General features: G+C 60.3%; 18 protein-coding genes. 7 read left to right on the plus strand and 11 right to left on the minus strand.

The annotated features are described in order from the left end of the window. Nucleotides 1-78 precede the first annotated feature (78 nt). Both ACRC4F_RS22690 and ACRC4F_RS22695 read left to right on the plus strand, forming a co-directional pair. The gene (locus tag ACRC4F_RS22690; RefSeq protein WP_438661357.1) at nt 79-399 is read left to right on the plus strand and encodes a hypothetical protein; all 321 of its coding nucleotides are present in this window, start codon (nt 79-81) and stop codon (nt 397-399) included. Between the two features lie 105 nt (nt 400-504). Continuing rightward, entirely contained in the window at nt 505-1,266 is a 762-nt protein-coding gene (locus tag ACRC4F_RS22695; protein ID WP_438661358.1) for a YdcF family protein, read from the plus strand. Between the two features lie 123 nt (nt 1,267-1,389). On the opposite strand, the gene lnt is transcribed toward ACRC4F_RS22695, so the two are convergent. The 5 genes from lnt to miaB form a co-directional block, all read right to left on the minus strand. Further along, nucleotides 1,390-2,913: an apolipoprotein N-acyltransferase gene (gene lnt / locus ACRC4F_RS22700; RefSeq protein WP_438661359.1), complete on the minus strand. Its 1,524-nt coding sequence runs from the start codon at nt 2,911-2,913 to the stop codon at nt 1,390-1,392. Nucleotides 2,914-2,928: 15 nt separating this feature from the next. Next, a complete protein-coding gene (locus ACRC4F_RS22705; RefSeq protein ID WP_109635113.1) occupies nt 2,929-3,768 on the minus strand; it encodes an HlyC/CorC family transporter in 840 nt (279 codons plus the stop codon). Between the two features lie 5 nt (nt 3,769-3,773). Next, nucleotides 3,774-4,268 (minus strand): rRNA maturation RNase YbeY, encoded by a 495-nt coding sequence (ybeY, locus tag ACRC4F_RS22710; protein ID WP_438661360.1) that lies wholly within the window; start codon nt 4,266-4,268, stop codon nt 3,774-3,776. Continuing rightward, nucleotides 4,261-5,265: a PhoH family protein gene (locus ACRC4F_RS22715; RefSeq protein ID WP_438661361.1), complete on the minus strand. Its 1,005-nt coding sequence runs from the start codon at nt 5,263-5,265 to the stop codon at nt 4,261-4,263. The genes ybeY and ACRC4F_RS22715 overlap by 8 nt, the downstream gene beginning before the upstream one ends. 227 nt (nt 5,266-5,492) lie before the next feature. Continuing rightward, a complete protein-coding gene (gene miaB / locus ACRC4F_RS22720; RefSeq protein ID WP_438661362.1) occupies nt 5,493-6,821 on the minus strand; it encodes a tRNA (N6-isopentenyl adenosine(37)-C2)-methylthiotransferase MiaB in 1,329 nt (442 codons plus the stop codon). A 134-nt stretch (nt 6,822-6,955) separates the two neighbouring features. Between miaB and ACRC4F_RS22725 the strand changes: the two genes are divergently transcribed. Beyond that, nucleotides 6,956-7,285 (plus strand): DUF1820 family protein, encoded by a 330-nt coding sequence (locus tag ACRC4F_RS22725; RefSeq protein ID WP_007894425.1) that lies wholly within the window; start codon nt 6,956-6,958, stop codon nt 7,283-7,285. A gap of 112 nt (nt 7,286-7,397) precedes the next feature. Here the strand turns inward: ACRC4F_RS22725 and ACRC4F_RS22730 are convergent, their stop codons facing one another. The 4 genes from ACRC4F_RS22730 to ACRC4F_RS22745 all read right to left on the minus strand — a co-directional run bounded on the left by ACRC4F_RS22730 (nt 7,398) and on the right by ACRC4F_RS22745 (nt 10,930). Further along, on the minus strand, nt 7,398-7,952 hold the full coding sequence (locus ACRC4F_RS22730; RefSeq protein ID WP_219096041.1) for a tetratricopeptide repeat protein: 555 nt from the start codon (nt 7,950-7,952) through the stop codon (nt 7,398-7,400). Nucleotides 7,953-8,177: 225 nt separating this feature from the next. Next, nucleotides 8,178-9,461 carry a glutamate-1-semialdehyde 2,1-aminomutase gene (gene hemL, locus ACRC4F_RS22735; protein WP_438661363.1) on the minus strand — a complete coding sequence of 428 codons (1,284 nt, stop codon included), beginning with the start codon at nt 9,459-9,461 and terminating at the stop codon, nt 8,178-8,180. Nucleotides 9,462-9,476: 15 nt separating this feature from the next. Beyond that, complete coding sequence (thiE, locus tag ACRC4F_RS22740) at nt 9,477-10,100, minus strand: thiamine phosphate synthase (RefSeq protein WP_438661364.1); 624 nt, start codon at nt 10,098-10,100, stop codon at nt 9,477-9,479. A 32-nt stretch (nt 10,101-10,132) separates the two neighbouring features. Continuing rightward, entirely contained in the window at nt 10,133-10,930 is a 798-nt protein-coding gene (locus ACRC4F_RS22745) for a hydroxymethylpyrimidine/phosphomethylpyrimidine kinase (RefSeq protein ID WP_438661365.1), read from the minus strand. Between the two features lie 418 nt (nt 10,931-11,348). On the opposite strand from ACRC4F_RS22745, the gene ACRC4F_RS22750 reads away from it, so the two are divergent. From ACRC4F_RS22750 to ACRC4F_RS22765, 4 genes are all read left to right on the plus strand, one after another. Next, complete coding sequence (locus ACRC4F_RS22750; protein ID WP_438661366.1) at nt 11,349-13,733, plus strand: hybrid sensor histidine kinase/response regulator; 2,385 nt, start codon at nt 11,349-11,351, stop codon at nt 13,731-13,733. 72 nt (nt 13,734-13,805) lie between these two features. Next, nucleotides 13,806-15,452: an acyl-CoA dehydrogenase family protein gene (locus ACRC4F_RS22755; RefSeq protein ID WP_438661367.1), complete on the plus strand. Its 1,647-nt coding sequence runs from the start codon at nt 13,806-13,808 to the stop codon at nt 15,450-15,452. 121 nt (nt 15,453-15,573) lie between these two features. After that, nucleotides 15,574-17,073 (plus strand): AMP nucleosidase, encoded by a 1,500-nt coding sequence (gene amn, locus ACRC4F_RS22760; RefSeq protein ID WP_438661368.1) that lies wholly within the window; start codon nt 15,574-15,576, stop codon nt 17,071-17,073. Between the two features lie 68 nt (nt 17,074-17,141). After that, nucleotides 17,142-17,783, plus strand: coding sequence for a pseudouridine synthase (locus ACRC4F_RS22765; RefSeq protein ID WP_438661369.1), 642 nt, complete (start codon nt 17,142-17,144; stop codon nt 17,781-17,783). Here ACRC4F_RS22765 and ACRC4F_RS22770 read toward each other — a convergent pair. Beyond that, entirely contained in the window at nt 17,778-17,987 is a 210-nt protein-coding gene (locus tag ACRC4F_RS22770; RefSeq protein ID WP_438661370.1) for a DUF2788 domain-containing protein, read from the minus strand. The genes ACRC4F_RS22765 and ACRC4F_RS22770 overlap by 6 nt on opposite strands. Before the next feature lie 214 nt (nt 17,988-18,201). Beyond that, complete coding sequence (locus ACRC4F_RS22775; protein ID WP_007894448.1) at nt 18,202-18,681, minus strand: Lrp/AsnC family transcriptional regulator; 480 nt, start codon at nt 18,679-18,681, stop codon at nt 18,202-18,204. Nucleotides 18,682-19,007: the final 326 nt, after the last annotated feature.

Here is a 19,007-nt window from a genome sequence, read left to right on the forward strand (position 1 = left end):
GTCGCGGCACTCAGCCGGTTTGTTCATGGAAGCTAAGCTCTAAATGGGGAGCGAGTCTTATCTTCAATGAGGTGAGGGATGGTTGAGTCACAGCAAAAAGTCACGAAACCGGTGCTGTACGAACGACTGATTGATCGTCTGGGGATGGCCCTGGACGCTGCAAAAACCGCTGACCGGCTACGCGATGAGCGTCCCTTGGAGCTGGAACTGCGTGGGTTGAGCCCCGCAGAGTTTGCACTGGTCAAAGCCTATCTGGATCGCAGTGAACGTGAGACGCAGGGATGCTTGTCCGCAGCAGTGAAGCAACTCGACGCACCACGTTCGGCCAAGATCATCTGGCTCAAGGACAAGGCACCTGGCAGGGGCACGGAAAAGGTCCGGTCTCTGCAATTCAAGTAACGGCTGCAAGCCATGACCCATGGTTTTTTAAAGAATAGTCCTTCCGCATTTGTTGTCGCATTGCGTCAACCCACTTAGGCTTCGGGCATCTTATGGAGATGCTCGATGCCTTTTCGTTATTTCGTGAAACAACTTCTGTTACCCCCCGGCATTCTGTTGCTGCTGCTGGTTCTCGCCTGGTGGTTTCGCCGCTCTAGGCCGAGGCTTGCAGGCGTGTGCTTTGCCTTGGGGTTCGGCGGATTCCTGTTGATGAGTTTGCCGGTGGTGGTGCAGTGGGGCGCCAAGGCCCTGGAAAGTGAGCCGCCACTGGCGCGCGAGGAATGGGCCACCCTGGGCCAGCGCGCGGATGCAATTGTGCTGTTGGGTTCCGGGCGTGAGCGGGGCGACATTGCCTGGGGGGCTGATCAGCCGACGGGTGTTGGTCTGGAGCGTGAACGTTATGCGGCACGCCTGGCCAAGGCTTCCGGGTTGCCCATTCTCACCAGCGGCGGCCTGCATTTCGGCACGCCGCCCACTGAAGCGAAGCTGATGGCGGATTCGATGCACGATGACTTCGGCGTGACCGTGCGCTGGCAGGAAGGGCGCAGCCGCACGACGTGGGAGAACGCGCAGTTCAGCGCTGAGGTGTTGTTACCGCAGGGGATCAAACGGGTAGTCGTGGTCACTCAAGCCTGGCACATGCCGCGATCAGTCTGGAGTTTTCAGCAGGCCGGTTTTGAAGTGGTGCCGGCGCCGGTGGGGTTTTTAGGCGTGGACAATGCGCGGCCGCTGGGTGGCTGGATGCCGGAATTCAAATCGATCTGGCAGAGCGGGCAATTGATGAATGAAGCGGTGGGGCAGATCGGGTATTCGCTGTTTTACCGATAGTTTTGTCGAGCGCAAACCTGTGGCGAGGGAGCTTGCTCCCGCTGGACTGCGCAGCAGTCCTGTTTTGGGGACGCTGCGCGACCCAACGGGAGCATGCTCCCTCGCCACAAAAGCGCGTCAGGCTCAGACGGTCTTGGCCATCCGGTTGGCCACCAGTGCCCAGCCAAACAGCAACACGCAGACGATGATCAACGGCCACGAACGCCATTCCAGATAAGGCGTCAGGTTGTGCATTGGCACAACTTCGCCGTACAGGATGCCGCGTTCGAACTGCGGAATCTGTACCGTGATCTGCCCGAACGGGTTGATCAGGCCGGTCACGCCGTTGTTGGTGGCGCGGATCATCCAGCGGCCCGCCTCAAGCGCGCGCATCTGTGCCATCTGCAGATGTTGCAGCGGGCCGATGGAAGTGCCGAACCAGGTGTCGTTGCTGATGGTCAGCAGCAAATCACTGCGCGCCGCCAGACTGGCGGCGAACTCCGGGTAGACCACTTCGTAGCAGATGAACGGCGCAATCTGATAACCCTTGGCTTGCAACATGGCCTGGTCAGCCGGGCCACGGGCAAAGTCGGACATCGGCAGGTCGAAAAACGCGATCAGCCCGCGCAGCACGTCCTGCAACGGAACGTATTCGCCAAACGGCACCAGCTTCTGCTTGAGATAGGTGCCATCGCCTTCGCCGAGGACGGTGATGCCATTGAAGAAGCGTTTCTCGTGGCGGACTTCCTGGCGGATCGGTACGCCGGTAATCAGCGCAGATTTACGCTCTGCGGCGAAATTCCCCATCATGTTCAGGTAGCCCTCGGCGGACTCCTTGAGCACCGGGACGGCCGTTTCCGGCCAGATCAGCAGGTCGACCGGTTTCGAGCTGAAACTCATGTCGCGGTACAGCGCCAGCTGGGCGTTGAGCTGCGCCGGGTCCCACTTCATGCTTTGTTCAATATTGCCCTGAATGGCCGCAACGCTCAGCGCCGGGCCGGCCGGACTGGTCCAGGCGTGCTCCTTCAATGCCATGCCGGCCACCCAGGGGCCAACCAGCAGCAACACGCCCGCGGCGATGAAGCCTTTACGGCCTGTGCGCACCAGACGCAAAGCGTTGTAGATCAGTGCAGCCGTCAGGGCCAGGGTGAAGGAAATCAGCCACATCCCGCCAACCGGCGCGAGCCCGGCCAATGGTCCGTCGAGCTGGCTGTAACCGGAGTAGAGCCACGGGAAGCCGGTGAGGAACCAGCCACGAAAGGCTTCCTGGCCGACCCACAGCGCTGCAAACGCCAAGGCATCCGCCAGCGGCGCTTCATTACGACGCAGCCAGCGTGCCCAGATCCAGGCGGGCAGGGCGAAAAACCAGGCGATCGCCGCCGTGAAGATCAGCATCAGGAACCCGGCCAGCAGCACCGAAGCGCCACCGAAGTGGTGAATGCTGTAATAGATCCAGCTGGTGCCGGCGCCAAACAGGCCAAACCCGAAACACCAGCCACGGCCCAGGGCCTGACGGGGATTCAGTTCGCGCAAACCGGCATAAAAGAAACCAACCGCCAGCAATGCCAACGGCCAGATATCGAACGGCGCCAGGGCCAGGGTGGTGAGTGCACCGGCCGCCACGGCCAGCAGGTTACCGGGCCAGCCGGGGCGGGTCATACGATGCATTTCAATCCTTGGATTTTATCGGGCGATAGGGGTCAGGCGCAGTAAGTGAATCCGACGGCTGTCGGCGTTCAGGATGCGGAAGCGATAAGGGCCGATTTCAGTGATTTCGTTGCGTTTCGGCAAGTGCCCGAACGCACTCATCACCAGGCCGCCAACGGTGTCGAACTCATCGTTGGAGAATTCGCTGTCGAAGAACTCGTTGAAGTTCTCGATCGGCGTCAGGGCCTTGATCAGGAAGTCACCGCTTGGAAGCGGCTTGATGTAGCTGTCTTCCTCGACGTCGTGCTCGTCTTCGATGTCGCCGACGATCTGTTCCAGTACGTCTTCGATAGTTACCAGACCGGCCACGCCGCCGTATTCGTCAATGACGATAGCCATGTGATTGTGGTTGGCGCGGAATTCGCGCAGCAACACGTTCAGGCGCTTGGACTCGGGCACGAAGGTGGCCGGGCGCAGCAGATCCTTGATGTTGAAGCTGTCGCCATTCTCCTTGAGGATCAATGGCAGCAAGTCCTTGGCCAGCAGCACGCCCATCACGTCATCGTGGCTTTCGCCGATGACCGGGTAGCGGGAGTGGGCCGAGTCGACCACGGCAGGCAGGAACTCGCGAGGTGTCTGGGTCGCCTTGATGCTGATCATCTGCGAACGCGGGACCATGATGTCCCGTACTTGCAGGTCAGCGACCTGGATGGCGCCTTCGACGATGGCCAGCGCTTCGCTGTCCAACAGTTTGTTCTGGTGTGCATCGCGCAGCAGCTCAAGCAGCTCCTGGCGGTTCTTCGGCTCGTGGGCAAAAGCCTGGGTGAGCTTACCCAGCCAAGACTTTTGCCCGTTGCTCGATCGATCTTCGCTCATAGCGATTACTCTGAATCCTTTGTTGTGGCAGTAGGGGATGTTTCAATTTCGTCGTCCGCGTACGGGTCGGGGAAGCCCAACTCCGCAAGCAACGTTCGTTCCAGTGCTTCCATTTCTTCGGCTTCGTCGTCATCTATATGGTCGTAACCCAACAGATGCAAGCAGCCGTGAATCACCAGATGCGCCCAATGGGCCTTTAGTTCCTTGCCTTGCTCGGCGGCTTCGCGCTCGACCACTGCCACGCAGATCACCAGATCGCCCAGCAGCGGGATATCCAGAAACTCGTCAGGCACATCGGCAGGAAACGACAGGACGTTGGTGGCGTAATCCTTCTGCCGCCAGGTGTGGTTCAGCTCGCGGGCCTCTTCTTCATCGACCAAACGGATGGTCATTTCAGAATCGGCGGTGCGCTGGCGCAGGGCCAGTTCGCACCATTGGCGGAACTCGGCTTCGCTTGGGGCAGGCGCTTGGGTAGCCAGTTGCAGATCAAGCTCAAGCATCGCGGCGACTGTCCTTTGGTGTTTCGTCTGCCGCGCGATTCTCGAAGCGCTCGTAGGCTTCGACAATGCGTTGCACCAGTGGATGGCGCACAACGTCCTTGGACTCGAAATGGGTGAAGCTGATGCCCGGCACGTCCTTGAGCACTTCAATCACATGGTGCAGCCCGGACTTGGTGCCTTTCGGCAGGTCGACCTGGGTAATGTCACCGGTGATGACGGCTGTGGAGCCGAAGCCGATCCGGGTCAGGAACATCTTCATCTGCTCGACGGTGGTGTTCTGGCTTTCGTCGAGGATGATGAAACTGTTGTTCAGCGTACGACCGCGCATGTAGGCCAGGGGCGCAACTTCGATCACCTGGCGCTCGATCAGCTTGGCAACGTGTTCGAAGCCGAGCATCTCGTAGAGTGCGTCGTAGAGCGGGCGCAGGTACGGGTCGATCTTCTGCGACAGGTCACCGGGCAGGAAGCCGAGCTTTTCGCCGGCTTCAACCGCTGGACGCACCAGCAGAATGCGGCGGATCTGTTCGCGTTCCAGTGCGTCGACCGCGCAGGCAACGGCCAGATAGGTCTTGCCGGTACCGGCCGGGCCGATGCCGAAATTGATGTCGTTGCCGAGAATTTCCTTCACGTAGCGCAGCTGATTCAAGCCGCGAGGGCGAATCATGCCTTTCTTGGTGCGCAAGGCGACGGAAGGTTCGGAGGGGGAAACGTTGTCCAGCTCTTCGACGGCCGATTCCTGCAGGAACAGGTGAACCATGTCCGGCGACAGCTCGGTACCCTTGGTTTCCCGGTACAGGCGGCGCAGGAGGTTTTCCGCGGAGGTGGTGTGTTTGGGGTCGCCGATCAGCTCGAACTGGTTTCCGCGGTTGCGGATCTCGATGGTCAGGCGTTGCTCGATCAGGCGCAGGTGCTCGTCGAACATTCCGCACAGATTGGCGAAGCGACGGGCCTCAAAGGGCTCGAGGATAAAACGATGTGGTTCTATGGGTGCGTTCAAGGTCGTATTTAGCCGCCCTGGGGCAATTAAGATGAAATCAAGGATAACGCCAGAGGGCTGGGTGCGAAAGCTCTTAAATTGGGTGCGGAAATTTTGCTTCTGAACTGTGGCGAGGGGATTTATCCCCGTTGGGCTGCGAAGCGGCCCCCCAAAATGGGACTGCTGCGCAGTCCAACGGGGATAAATCCCCTCGCCACAGAAGCCCGACAAACACAGGTATTGCGGTGTTATTGGATCAACGAGCCCCGCAACGAGTGCGGCTGCGCGGCGTCGATGTGCACGTCGGCGAACTGGCCGATCAGCGTTGGATTGTCGCAGCGGAAGTTGACGATACGATTATTCTCGGTCCGGCCTTGCAGCTCGCCGGGGTCTTTTTTCGAGTAATCGGTGACCAGGATCCGCTGGGTCGAACCGACCATTTGTCGGCTGATCTCGAAGCCTTGCTGGTTCAGGCGATGTTGCAGCGCATTCAGGCGTTCTTTTTTCAGTTCTTCCGGCGTCTCGTCGGCCAGGTCCGCCGCCGGGGTACCCGGGCGCTGGCTATAGACGAACGAGTAGGAGAAGTCGAAACCGACGTCTTCGATCAGCTTCATGGTCTGTTCGAAGTCTTTCTCGGTCTCGCCCGGGAAGCCGACGATGAAGTCCGAGCTGATGCAGATCCCCGGCACGGCGGCGCGCAGTTTGCGCAGTTTGGATTTGTATTCCAGCGCGGTGTGGTTGCGTTTCATCGCCGAGAGAATGCGGTCCGAGCCCGATTGAACCGGCAAATGCAGGTGTTTCACCAGTTCCGGCACATCGGCGTGGGCCTGGATCAGGCTGTCGGAAAATTCCAGCGGGTGCGAGGTGGTGTAGCGGATGCGGTCGATGCCATCGACGGCGGCCACCACGCGGATCAACTCGGCGAGATCGGCCAGGCGTCCATCGTGGGTGGTGCCGCGATAACCGTTGACGTTCTGACCCAGCAGCGTCACTTCCCGTACGCCGTTTTCGGCCAGATGAATGATCTCGGCAATCACGTCATCGAACGGCCGGCTGACTTCTTCACCTCGGGTGTAAGGCACCACGCAGAACGTGCAGTACTTGCTGCAGCCTTCCATGACCGACACATAAGCGCTCGGGCCATCGATGCGCGGCTCGGGCAAATGGTCGAATTTTTCGATTTCCGGGAACGAGACGTCGACCTGCGGCAGCTTGGTGGCGCGCGCGGCGTCGATCATTTCCGGCAGGCGGTGCAGGGTCTGCGGGCCGAACACCACATCGACATAGGGCGCGCGATCGCGGATGGCGGCGCCTTCCTGGCTGGCAACGCAACCGCCGACGGCGATCACCATGTCCGGGTTGGCCAGTTTCAGTTCGCGCCAGCGGCCGAGTTGGGAGTACACCCGGTCCTGGGCGCGTTCACGAATGGAACAGGTGTTGAGCAGGATCACGTCGGCATCTTCAGCGCGAGCGGTGACTTCCAGGGCCTGATGTTCACCCAGCAGATCGACCATGCGCGAGCTGTCGTACTCGTTCATCTGGCAACCGTGGGTTTCGATGTAAAGCTTCTTGGCCATGGATACAGTCATCACGTGATTCAAAGAACCGCGCATTATAGGGAACATGTCCCCAGGTTCCTACCGCTGTGCGTCCGGTGGCTATGCTATAGTTCGCGCCCTCATTTTTATCCCCGATGTGTTGTCCGCCCACCATGACCAAACGTGAAGCCCCAATCTACAAGGTGATTTTCCTCAATCAGGGCCAGGTGTACGAAATGTATGCCAAGCAGATCTATCAGAGTGATCTGTGGGGCTTCCTGGAAGTGGAAGAGTTCGTCTTTGGCGAGCGCACACAAGTGGTCGTCGATCCGAGCGAAGAGAAGCTCAAGGCTCAGTTCGAAGGCGTTGTGCGCAGTTTCGTGCCAATGCATTCGATCGTGCGCATCGACGAAGTGGAACGCCTCGGTACACCGAAAATCAGCGAAGCCCGCGGTGCGGTCGGCAATGTCATGCCATTTCCGATGCCGATGCCTGAGAAGTAGGCCTCAAGACTGAGCTGCCCCAGATCGCCAGCAAGCCGGCTCCTACAAAGTTGACGCAATCCTTGTAGGAGCCGGCTTGCTGGCGATATGGCGGGAAAGGCCAAAACAGAAATCAGGGCAGGGGCGAGAAAGGCGTACGCCCATCGGCGCTTTGCAATTCCATCAGATATTTACGGAAGATTTGCCCCAGCACCTGGGTGGCGACTTCCAGATCTTCACGCGGCATTTTCTCGGCCACTTCGTCCGCCGTATCCAGCGCATCTTCAGCGCCGTTGACCGCGGCCATTTTCAGCACGATGTACGCCTGAACGTTATTGGCCGGCACGCCTTCGCCGTGAAAGAACATGGTGCCGAGTTTGAATTGCGCCTGGGCGTGGCCTTGCAGCGAGGCCTTTTCGAAGTAGTCCAGGGCTTTTTTGAGGTCGCGCGGCGTGTTTTTGCCGTCGTAGTAGAACTCACCCAACTCGTATTGCGCTTGCGCATCCCCTTCATCCGACGCTTTCTGGCAGGCGGCGAGCGCTTGCGTTAGGTCTTGCGGCTGAGTATTGAGGGTGCAGCGACCCATCGCTGGGATTAACAACGAGTTGCCGCCTGCTTGTGCGAGCGCGAGCAGGGGCTGAAGGAGCAACAGGCAGCCCAGTGCAAGGGCGCGGCCGGTGCGGTTCATGGGAATCGACTTACCTCTGAAGGGCGCGCGGACCCATCGAGGGGATCCAATAAGCGCGCATTATGAAATAAGCAGGGCCAACCTTACAAAGTCTTTACTCGTTTTTCTGCTGCGCGGGGAATATATCGCCCCATTTGCGGGGAATTATTAGCAGAAGCACAGAAATAAGGGGGCAAATTCAGGTAAAGCCGACGCTGGCAATCGCCAGCGTCAGCGGCACACGCGTTATTTCAATGCGGCGAATGCACGCTCGGCGGCATCCAGCGTCAGTTTCAGCTCGGCTTCGCCATGGGCGATCGAGGTAAAGCCGGCTTCGAACGCACTCGGCGCCAAGTACACGCCGCCTTCGAGCATCAAGTGGAAGAAGCGACCGAACAGGGCGGCGTCGCTGGCCATTACGTCATCGAAGGTCACGATGTCGTCGGCACCGCTGAAGTACAGACCAAACATACCGCCGGCCTGAGTGGTCACGAACGGAATGCCCGCGGCATCGGCGCGCTGTTGCAGCCCGTCGAGCAAGCGGCTGGTGTAGTCGCTCAGCTCGTCGTGGAATCCGGGACGGCTGATCAGACGCAACGTCGTCAGGCCCGCAGCCATTGCCAGCGGGTTACCCGACAGGGTGCCAGCCTGGTAGACCGGACCCAGTGGCGCGATGTGCGACATGATCTCGCGCTTGCCGCCGAAGCAGCCGACCGGCATGCCGCCACCGATGATCTTGCCGAAGGTGCTCAGGTCCGGCGTCACGCCGAAATGCGCTTGTGCGCCGCCGAGGGCGACCCGGAAACCGGTCATCACTTCGTCGAAAATCAGCACCACGCCGTGCTTGTCGCACAGGGTGCGCAGGCCTTCGAGGAAACCTGGCGCCGGCGGTACGCAGTTCATGTTGCCAGCCACTGGCTCGACGATGATGCAGGCCACGTCCTGGCCGACGTCGGCGAGCATGGCTTCGACCGCGTCGATGTCGTTGAACGGCAAGGTCAAGGTGTGCTTGGCGAAATCCGCTGGCACACCGGCCGAACTCGGCACGCCTTGGGTCAGGGCGCCGGAACCGGCCTTGACCAGCAAGCTGTCGGAGTGACCGTGGTAGCAGCCTTCGAACTTGATGATGTTGTCGCGACCAGTGAAACCACGGGCCAGACGGATGGCGCTCATGGTTGCTTCGGTGCCGGAGCTGACCATGCGCACCATTTCCATCGACGGTACGATCGAGCAGACCAGATCGGCCATCTCGGTTTCCATCGCGGTCGGTGCACCGTAGGACAAGCCGTGTTCCAGTTGTTTACGCACCGCGTCCAGCACGTCCGGGTGGCTGTGGCCGAGAATCATCGGGCCCCAGGAGCCGACGTAGTCAACGTAACGCTTGTCGTCTTCGTCGGTGACGTAGGCGCCTTCGGCGTGTTTGAAGAACAACGGCGTGCCGCCCACGCTTTTGAACGCGCGAACAGGCGAGTTCACGCCACCGGGGATGTGTTTCTGGGCATTGGCAAACAGGGTTTCGGAACGAGACATTATCGGGCTCTCAAATCAGATTTTCAGTAATTCATTAAAGGCGCGGGCGCGGCGTGTCACTTCAGCCGTGCTGTCGGCGCCAAACAGGCCATGCACCACCGCCAGCAAGTCGACCCCGTGGGCCACCAGCGGCGCGGCGTTGTCCAGGGTGATACCGCCAATCGCGCAGATCGGCAGGTGCAGTGTGCTGCGGGCCTGGTCGAGCAGATCAAGGCTGCAGGTCGGTGCACCGGGTTTGGTGTTTGAGTTAAAGAAGCGGCCGAAGGCGACATAGCTCGCGCCTTCCTTGGCCGCTTGTTCGGCGAGTTCGAGTTGCGCGTGGCAGGTTGAACCAATGATCGCCTGACGACCGAGCAGGGCGCGGGTCGGTGACAACGGGCCATCGGTCTGGCCCAGATGCACGCCAACGTTCAAGCGAGCGGCCAGTTCGGCGTCATCGTTGATGATCAGCTGGGTTTTGTAGCGGTCGCACAGATCGCGCAGGGCTTCGGCCTCGCGTAAACGCCGGGCCTCGTCGCTGCTCTTGTCGCGGTATTGCAGCAGGGTGACGCCGCCTTCCAGCGCCGCCTCCACGTACGAGAGAAATTTACCGGCCAGCAACTGGCTGTCGGTAATGGCGTACAGGCCACGTAGTTTCATCGGACAAGCCTCACCGCATTGCAAATAGAAAGTTACGAACAGAAATCCAGCGGCAGGCGACGCGGCACGAACTGGCCTTTGCCCAACTGCTCGGCATCACGCAGGGTACGCCAAGTGTAGTTAAGTGCGGTCTGCACGGCACTGGCGAGATGTTCGCCCTGGGCCAGACGACCGGCGAGGGCACTGGCCAAGGTGCAACCGGAACCGTGATAACTGCCGGGCAGGCGTTGGCAGGTAAAGGTTTCGCGGTGGCCGTCGCGGCTGTACAGGCGGTTGTGTATTTCGTGTTCGTCGCCATGGCCGCCGGTGATCATCAGGTGTTTGACGAACGGCAGGAGTTTTTCAGCGCACTCGTCCGCGGTGCCTTCGGGCAGTTCGGCGAGGATGCGGGCTTCGGGAAGGTTCGGGGTGGCGATGACCGACAGGGGCAGCAGGCGTTCGCGCATGGCGTAGCCGACTTCGTCCTTGCCCAGGCGTCCGCCGCCACCGGCGCGCAGCACTGGGTCGCAGACCACCGGCAAGTGCGGGTGCGCCGAGAGCAGTTCGACGACAGTGTCGACCATCTCCAGGGAACCGAGCATGCCCAGTTTCACGGCAGCGACTTCGGAGTCGTTGAGCACGGCGTTGGCCTGGGCCAGCACCCACTCGCGGTCGAGCACGCGAAAGTCAGTGACGTTGACCGTGTCTTGCACGGTCAGGGCGGTGACGGCCGGGGCCGCATGACAACCCTGGGCGAGCAGGGCTTCGATATCTGCCTGCAAGCCGGCGCCACCACTTGGGTCGTGGCCGGAGAGACAGAGGACAACGGGGCGAGAGCTGTAGATATTCATGGTGCGCGAGCTTACCACCAAACATCGATTTTCGGGTGCAGTGCCCACCGGGTCTGCCGATAACATTGTGGCGAGGGAGCTTGCTCCCGCTGGGCTGCGAAGCGCCCCCCAAACATTCTGTCAGTTACACCGTAGCGTCTGGTTATACGACTGCTGCGCAGCCGGACGGGAGCAATCTCCCTCGCCACAGAAGTTCGCAAATGTCACAACCTGACCGGCTAAGCAGCTCTATCTCAATACGCGTCGCTGGAACGCCCGTACTAGAGCCTTTGCAGGAAAAATTTCAATGGTGCTCAATGGCCATCAACGGCTATGCTAGAGTGGATCCAAACCAATAACAGGTAATACCGGTTTTACGTCTACTCAAAGGGAATGAGGGGCTTCCTGAGATAACCGGACAGGCCACGCTGGGGCTTAAATGCGCTATTTGCTGATGTTGCTGTTGTGCTTGCCCCTCATGGCGAGCGCCGTCGAATTCGACGAATTCACCCAGAGCCTTCCCTTGGGCCGGGCCTTATTGGTCTACGAAGACGCGGGCGGTCAGGCGACCATCGCCGATGTTCGTGCGCAAGCCGCGGCCGGAAACTTCAAGTCTCACGATAAAGCCACCCTCAACGCCGGTTATTCGCATTCGGTGTTCTGGCTGAAAATCGATCTTCGTTACCGCCCGACCAACCCGGCGGCGCAACGGACCTGGCTGCTGGAACTGGCCTATCCGCCCCTCGATCACCTCGATCTCTACTTGCCCGATGCTGGCGGTGATTTTCGATTGGCCCGGCAAACCGGCGATGCACTACCGTTCTCCAGTCGTGAATTGCGCCAGAACAACTACCTGTTCGATCTGAACTTCACGCCTGACCAGGCGCAAACCGTGTACCTGCGCCTGCAAAGCCAAGGGTCGATCCAGGCACCGGTCACCTTGTGGTCGAGCACCGCTTACCTCGAAGAACAGCCGGTCCGCCTTTATGTGCTCGGGCTGATCTACGGCGTGTTGTTGGGGATGCTGGTCTACAACCTGTTCATCTACCTCAGCGTACGCGACACCAGCTACCTCTATTACATCTTCTACATCGCTTCCTTCGGCCTGTATCAGCTGTCAGTGAACGGCGCGGCGGTGGAGTATTTCTGGCCCGACAACCCGTGGTGGGCCAACGCCGCGACGCCGTTTTTCATCGGTTGCGCAGGCCTGTTCGGCAGCCAGTTCGCCCGCAGCTTCTTGCAGACGGCCAGCCACAGTCGCTGGCTCGACCGGTTGCTGTTGGCGCTGGTAGCGTTCAGTGCAGTGGTGATCGGCTTGTCATTGATGGCGAGCTACGCCCTGGCCTTGCGCCTGGCGACAGCTTTGGCACTGGTTTTCACCGTGGTGATTTTCATCGCCGGGCTGTGCGCCTGGTTGCGTGGTCTGCGGGTGGCGCGGTATTTCATCATTGCCTGGTCGGCCTTCCTGCTCGGCGGCATCGTCAACACCATGATGGTGTTGGGTTACCTGCCGAACGTGTTCCTGACCATGTATTCCAGTCAGATCGGTTCTGCCATCGAAGTGGCGTTGCTGTCCCTGGCCCTGGCCGACCGCATCAACGCCATGCGCGAGCAGCAGGCGCAGACGCTGTTCGATGCCGGTCAGAAGCTCGAAGTGTTGAACCAGCAACTGGCCCACAGCAACAAGCTCAAAGACGAATTCCTCGCCACCCTGACCCACGAATTGCGCACACCCATGAACGGTGTGATCGGTTCACTTGAGTTGATGCAAACCGTGGAGATGGACCCGGAACTGGAGCAATACCAGCAAACCGCCGCCAGTTCCGCACGGGACATGATGCGCATGGTCAACGGCATCCTCACCCTGACCGAATTGCAGGCCGGCAAGCTCAAGGTCAGTTCGGCAACGTTCAGTTTGCGCGGTGTGGTCGAAGCCTTGCGCGTCCAGTTCGAGGGCAATGCTTCAAGCAAGTCCCTGAACTTCAAAGTGGAAGTGACGCCGGGCCTGCCGGATCGCTTGAACGGCGACAGCGCCAAGCTGGCGCAATGCCTGGAATGCCTGCTGGACAACGCCATCAAGTTCACCCGGATCGGTGGACTGGCGCTGCGTGTGACGGGCAAGCCGGTGGAAAACGGGCGGGTGTCGTTGTCATTTGCGGTGATCGACACCGGTATTGGTTTCACCGACTTGGGTGAGGCAACGCTGTATCAGCGCTTCTTCCAGCTCGACGGCTCCATGACCCGCGAATACGGTGGTCTGGGGGTTGGCCTGGCGATCTGCCGCCAACTGGTCGAGTTGCTCGGCGGGCGCCTGACCCATCGATCCGAGCCCGGCAGCGGCAGCCGCTTCCAGCTGGATGTCGAGTTCGAACTGCCCGTGGTCGAGCGGCCGGTCGTGCCCTTGATGACACGCGAGTTCCCCCGTCTTCGATTGCCCCAGGACTGCACGGTGCTGCTGGTGGATGACAACAGCATCAATCAATTGGTGATGCGCGGCATGTTGCTCAAGCTCGGCTTCCGGGTGCGCGCCACCGACAGCGGCGCTGCGGCGCTCGATCTGTTGCAGCGTGAAACCTTCGACGCGGTCTTGCTCGACTGTCAGTCACCGACGCTGGAAGGTACCTCCCTGTGCTGCCAGATCCGCGCCTTGCCAGGCTGCGCCGAATTGCCGGTGTTCGTGGTCGCCGTGAGTGCCGACCGGGAGCGCTGCCCGACCGGCGCCTTGATCGATTACTTGAACAAACCGGTGAAATTCGAAGATCTGCAAGCAGCGCTGTATCGAAGGGTGCTCTCCTCGGGGCAAGGCGAAAGCGCCGACATTTAGGCAGGTATGACACTTTGTTCGGTCGGGGGGCGGTGCTTAACTGAAGTCCTGGCTGACCAAAGGAGCCCCGTCATGAACCTGCATCAGTTCGCCGAAACCCACGAAGTCACCAACCAGCCTCCGTCGCTGGACGGCACCAACCTCTACCGCATCGACTTGCCTTTGCAGGAATGGTCGCGGCGTTTTGGTGCCGGGTGGGCCGAGTCGCGGATCGACACGTATGGCGCATTGGCCGGCGGGCCGCTGATGGAGGCAGGGTTCCTGGCCAATCAGAACAAACCGGTGTTCGTCAGCCATGACCGATACGGCCATCGCATCGACCTGGTGGAATTTCATCCGGCCTATCACGAGTTGATGCGCACGGCGGTCGAACACGGTCTGACCTCGTTGCCCTGGGCGCATCCGCAGTCTGGCGCCCACGTGGCTCGCGCATCCATGACCTATCTGCACAGCCAGGCCGAAGCCGGCAGCGGTTGCCCGCTGACCATGACCTTCGCCAGTGTCCCGGCGTTGCGCCTGCAACCGGATCTGGCCAAGCAGTGGCTGCCGAAAATCCTCTCGACCGAATACGATCCGCGCAATGTCGGCATGGCCCACAAGGCCGGTGTCACCATCGGCATGGCGATGACCGAGAAACAGGGTGGCACCGACGTGCGGGCCAACACCACCAAAGCGTATCCGGTTGGTGCCAGCGGTCCCGGCCAGGCCTATGAGTTGGTGGGTCACAAGTGGTTCTGTTCGGCGCCGATGTGCGATGCCTTCCTGACGCTGGCGCAGACTGACAAGGGTTTGACCTGTTTCCTGCTACCACGCCATCGCCCGGACGACACGCGTAATCAGTTCTACATCCAGCGCCTGAAGAACAAACTCGGCAACTGCTCCAATGCCTCCAGCGAGGTGGAATTTCGCGGGGCGCTGGCGTGGATGGTCGGTGAAGAAGGGCGCGGTGTTCCGACCATCATCGAGATGGTCGCCATGACTCGCTTCGATTGCATGGTCGGCTCAAGCGCATTGATGCGTCAGGCGCTGACCCAGGCCAGCCATCACTGCGCTCACCGCATGGTCGGCGGCAAGCTACTCAGCGAACAACCGTTGATGCAAAACGTACTGGCCGATCTGGCGCTGGAAAGCGAAGCGGCACTGGCCTTGAGCCTGCGCATGGGCAAGGCGCTGGATCATCTGGATGACAGCCATGAAGCCAAGTTCGCCCGACTGGTGACGGCGGTGGGCAAGTACTGGATCTGCAAGCGTGCGCCGGCAATGATCAACGAAGCCGCCGAATGCATGGGTGGCGCCGGTTATGTCGAAGAAAGCATCCTGCCGCGTCTGTACCGTGAGGCACCGGTCAATTCGACGTGGGAAGGTTCCGGCAACGTGCAATGCCTGGACGTGCTGCGGGCGTTGTCGAAAGAGCCGGGTGTGCTCGATGTGTTGTTCAGCGAGTTGGGCGATGGTCATGGCGATAGACGTCTGGCCGCGCACATCAGCCAGTTGCAGACGGCGTTCAAGGACACCAGCGACATTCAATACCGCGCGCGGCAGCTCACTGAAGACATCGCGCTGGGGCTTCAGGCCAAGCTGTTGCTGGAGGCCGGCAATTCGGCTGTCAGCGATGCCTTTATCGCCAGTCGCCTCGGCTCCGCCGGTCGGGTCTACGGCGCGTTGCCGCGAGGGCTGGATGTGGAAGCGATCGTCGCCCGCTCGACGCCGCTTCTGTAAAAAACACAAAACCCCTGTGGGAGCGAGCCGGCTCCGGGCGGCTCACTCCCACATTGGATCTATGGTGGACTTGGCATTTGTGTAACCACCGCTGTTCCCGTGAAGCGACGATGCAGGCAAGATGAAGCACTGCAAGTCAGAACACAGGATGCTGATCGTGACCGAAGCTTTTATTGTCGTTCAAACCGCCGAGCAAGCCGTGGACCGGCTTGCGCTCTTGCACAATCGTGCAACCACCGCGCTGAACCAGGCGCTCAAGCGTTATCTCAAGGATCGAGTTGAGCCGGACGCAGAACAGCGTGCCATGTTTCGTTATCCCGAACTGCGTCTGACCTACCATTGCCAGGGCGAAGTCCCACAGACCACGCGCGCCTATGCCAAGGTCCAGCTACCCGGAACCTACAGCGTCACCGTCACCCATCCGGCGGCCTTCCGCAAATACCTGCTGGAACAACTCGTGCCGTTGATGCACGACTTCACCGTGACCGTGGAAGTCGGCATCAGCCAGCAAAACATTCCTTATCCGTACGTGGTCGAGCAGGGCGATGAGCTGGCCGGCTCCGGCGTCACCGCCGCCGTGCTGGCGCGGGTGTTCCCGAGTACCGACCTGTCGGCCGCGACCGATGGTATTGCCGATGGTTTGTATGATTGGGAAAACACCGATCCGCTGCCACTGGCCCTGTTTGATGCCGCGCGGGTGGATTTCTCGCTGCGCCGGCTGGTGCATTACACCGGCAGCGACTGGCGTCATGTGCAGCCGTGGATTCTGCTGACCAACTACCACCGTTACGTCGACCAGTTCATCGTCCATGGCCTGGAACAGTTGCGCAGCGACCCGCGTTTCGTGCGCATGGTGTTGCCCGGCAACGTGATCATCGAAAAGAGCATGGACCACGGCGAAGCCTCGGCCATTGCTGCCGGTGTGGTCTGGCACCGCTATCAGATGCCGGCGTATCACCTGATCGCCAGCGACGGCCATGGCGTAACCCTGGTGAACATCGGCGTCGGCCCGTCCAACGCCAAGAACATCACCGACCACCTGGCGGTGCTGCGTCCGCATTGCTGGCTGATGATCGGCCACTGCGGCGGTTTGCGTCAGTCGCAGACCATTGGCGACTACGTACTGGCGCACGCTTATATGCGTCGCGACGGGATTCTCGATCGCGTGGTGCCGCCGAACATTCCGATTCCGGCGCTGGCCGAAGTGCAAATGGCCTTGCAGCAAGCGGCCGCCAACATCACCGGCGAGAAGGGCGACGAGCTGAAGAAACGCCTGCGTACCGGCACCGTGCTGACTTACGACGACCGTAACTGGGAATTGCGCTGGGCCCAGGAACGTCCGTTGATCAACCTGTCTCGCGCCGTGGCAGTGGACATGGAAAGCGGCACCATTGCGGCCCAGGGTTATCGCTTGCGGGTGCCGTACGGCACGTTGCTCTGCGTCTCGGACAAACCGCTGCACAGCGAAATCAAGCTGCCGGGTTCGGCCAACGCCTTCTATGAGCGCGCGGTCAGCCAGCACTTGAAGATCGGGATCGAGGCGGTGGATCTGTTGCGCACCGAACTCAACTCGCTGCACTCGCGCAAACTGCGCAGCTTCGACGAGCCGCCGTTCCGCTAACAGTCATGGCCATTTAGCGGTCAGGGCACTAGCATTAGCAGCCCTGACCGTTAGATGCTCCTTTTCCCATGTCTCGTCCTCAACGTCCTGTTTCTCGCCGCCCTGGCGCGAAACCTGCGCCATCCTCCTCAGCCCCGCGCCGTGTCGCCAAAGCGCCGCCGGCCGAGCCGAAGCTGATCCTGTTCAACAAACCGTTCGATGTGCTGACGCAGTTCAGCGACGAAGGAGGGCGCGCGACCCTCAAGGATTACATCGAGATTCCGGGGATCTACCCGGCAGGACGGCTGGACCGCGACAGCGAAGGTTTGCTGTTGCTGACCAATGATGGCCAGCTTCAGGCGCGCATCGCCGACCCGAAACACAAACTGGCGAAGACCTATTGGGTGCAAGTGGAGGGCGAGCCGAGCACTGAGCAGTTGCAACGTCTGCGTGATGGCGTCGAGCTCAACGACGGCATGACCTTGCCGGCCGAAGCGCGGCAACTGGATGAACCCGAACTGTGGCCACGCAACCCGCCCGTGCGCTTTCGCAAAAGCGTGCCGACGAGCTGGCTGGAATTGGTGATTCGCGAAGGGCGTAACCGTCAGGTGCGGCGCATGACGGCGGCGGTCGGGTTGCCGACGTTGCGTCTGGTGCGGGTCAGGATTGGCGACTGGACGATCGAAGGGCTCGATCAGGGCCAGTGGAAGGAAGTGCCGGCGCGCTTATAACGCGCCGGATTCGATCAGGCCGATCACCACGCTTTTGATCACGAACGCGGCCACGCCCAGACCCAGTACGGAGAACAGGATGATCGAGCCAAAGCGTCCGGCCTTGGATTTCTTCGCCAGATCCCAGACGATGAAACCCATGAAAATGATCAGGATGCTGACCAGTCCGGTCATCATCCACTCTTCGAATACGGCAGGATCCATTGAGTATCTCCAGCGCGGGTGGGGCTTAAAGGCGCTGGAGTATACGGCATGGGGGAGTGGTGGAGGATTGACCTGCGGCAGTGTGTCGCAGTCATTTGTCTGAAGACACACTGTGGCGAGGGGATTTATCCCCGTTCCAGTGCGTAGCACTGGCCGAAGCTTTTAGGGGTTGCTTCGCAACCCAACGGGGATAAATCCCCTCGCCACAGAGAAACTAGCTGCGCAAATGAGTCAGCGGTAACTCAGTACTGTTCAAAACCTGGTTCAACACAAAACTCGACCGCACACTCGTCACCCCTTCAATCCGGGTCAAATGCCCCAGCAGCAGTTTCTGGTAATGATCCATGTCCGGCACGACGACTTTAAGCTGATAATCCGCATCCATCCCCGTCACCAAACTGCACTCCAGCACCTGCGGCAACGTTCGAATCGCTGCTTCAAAGTTTTCGAAACGCTCCGGTGTATGTCGGTCCATGCCGATCAGCACGTAGGCCGTGAGGCTCAAGCCGAGCATCTTGCGGTCCAGTAGCGCCACCTGGCGGGTGATGTAGCCGTCGTCTTCCAATTGCTTGACCCGGCGTGAGCAAGGCGAAGGCGACAGGCCGATGCGTTCGGCCAGCTCCTGGTTGGAGATGCGCGCGTCACGCTGCAATTCCGCCAAAATACTCAGGTCGTATCGGTCGAGTTTGCTCATCAATCAGGCCTTTGTCATAACTATTGCGGCAGATTATCTATCCAGGGTTAAAAATTGCGCAAGTGATGTTTATTTGAGCAATCTTCGCAATCCTCTGCCAGCGCCTCAGGCCTATTCTTATCACCAGAATCACTGCTCGGACAAACAGTCCACAGCCGCTCGCCGAATCAGGCCGGCGGCGGCCGCCACCCCCACAGGGGATGTGCCGGCCCCCGAGCTACACACTGTCCAGAAGACGGCGTGAGGTGAGCCGACGTCATAAGCGTCGAGCACGGACGAAGTTCTCAAAGGGAGGCCGACGGGTCTCCCTTTTCTTTTGCCTGGAA

The sequence above is a fragment of the Pseudomonas sp. genome (genome assembly GCF_051660785.1).
Taxonomy (GTDB): domain Bacteria; phylum Pseudomonadota; class Gammaproteobacteria; order Pseudomonadales; family Pseudomonadaceae; genus Aquipseudomonas.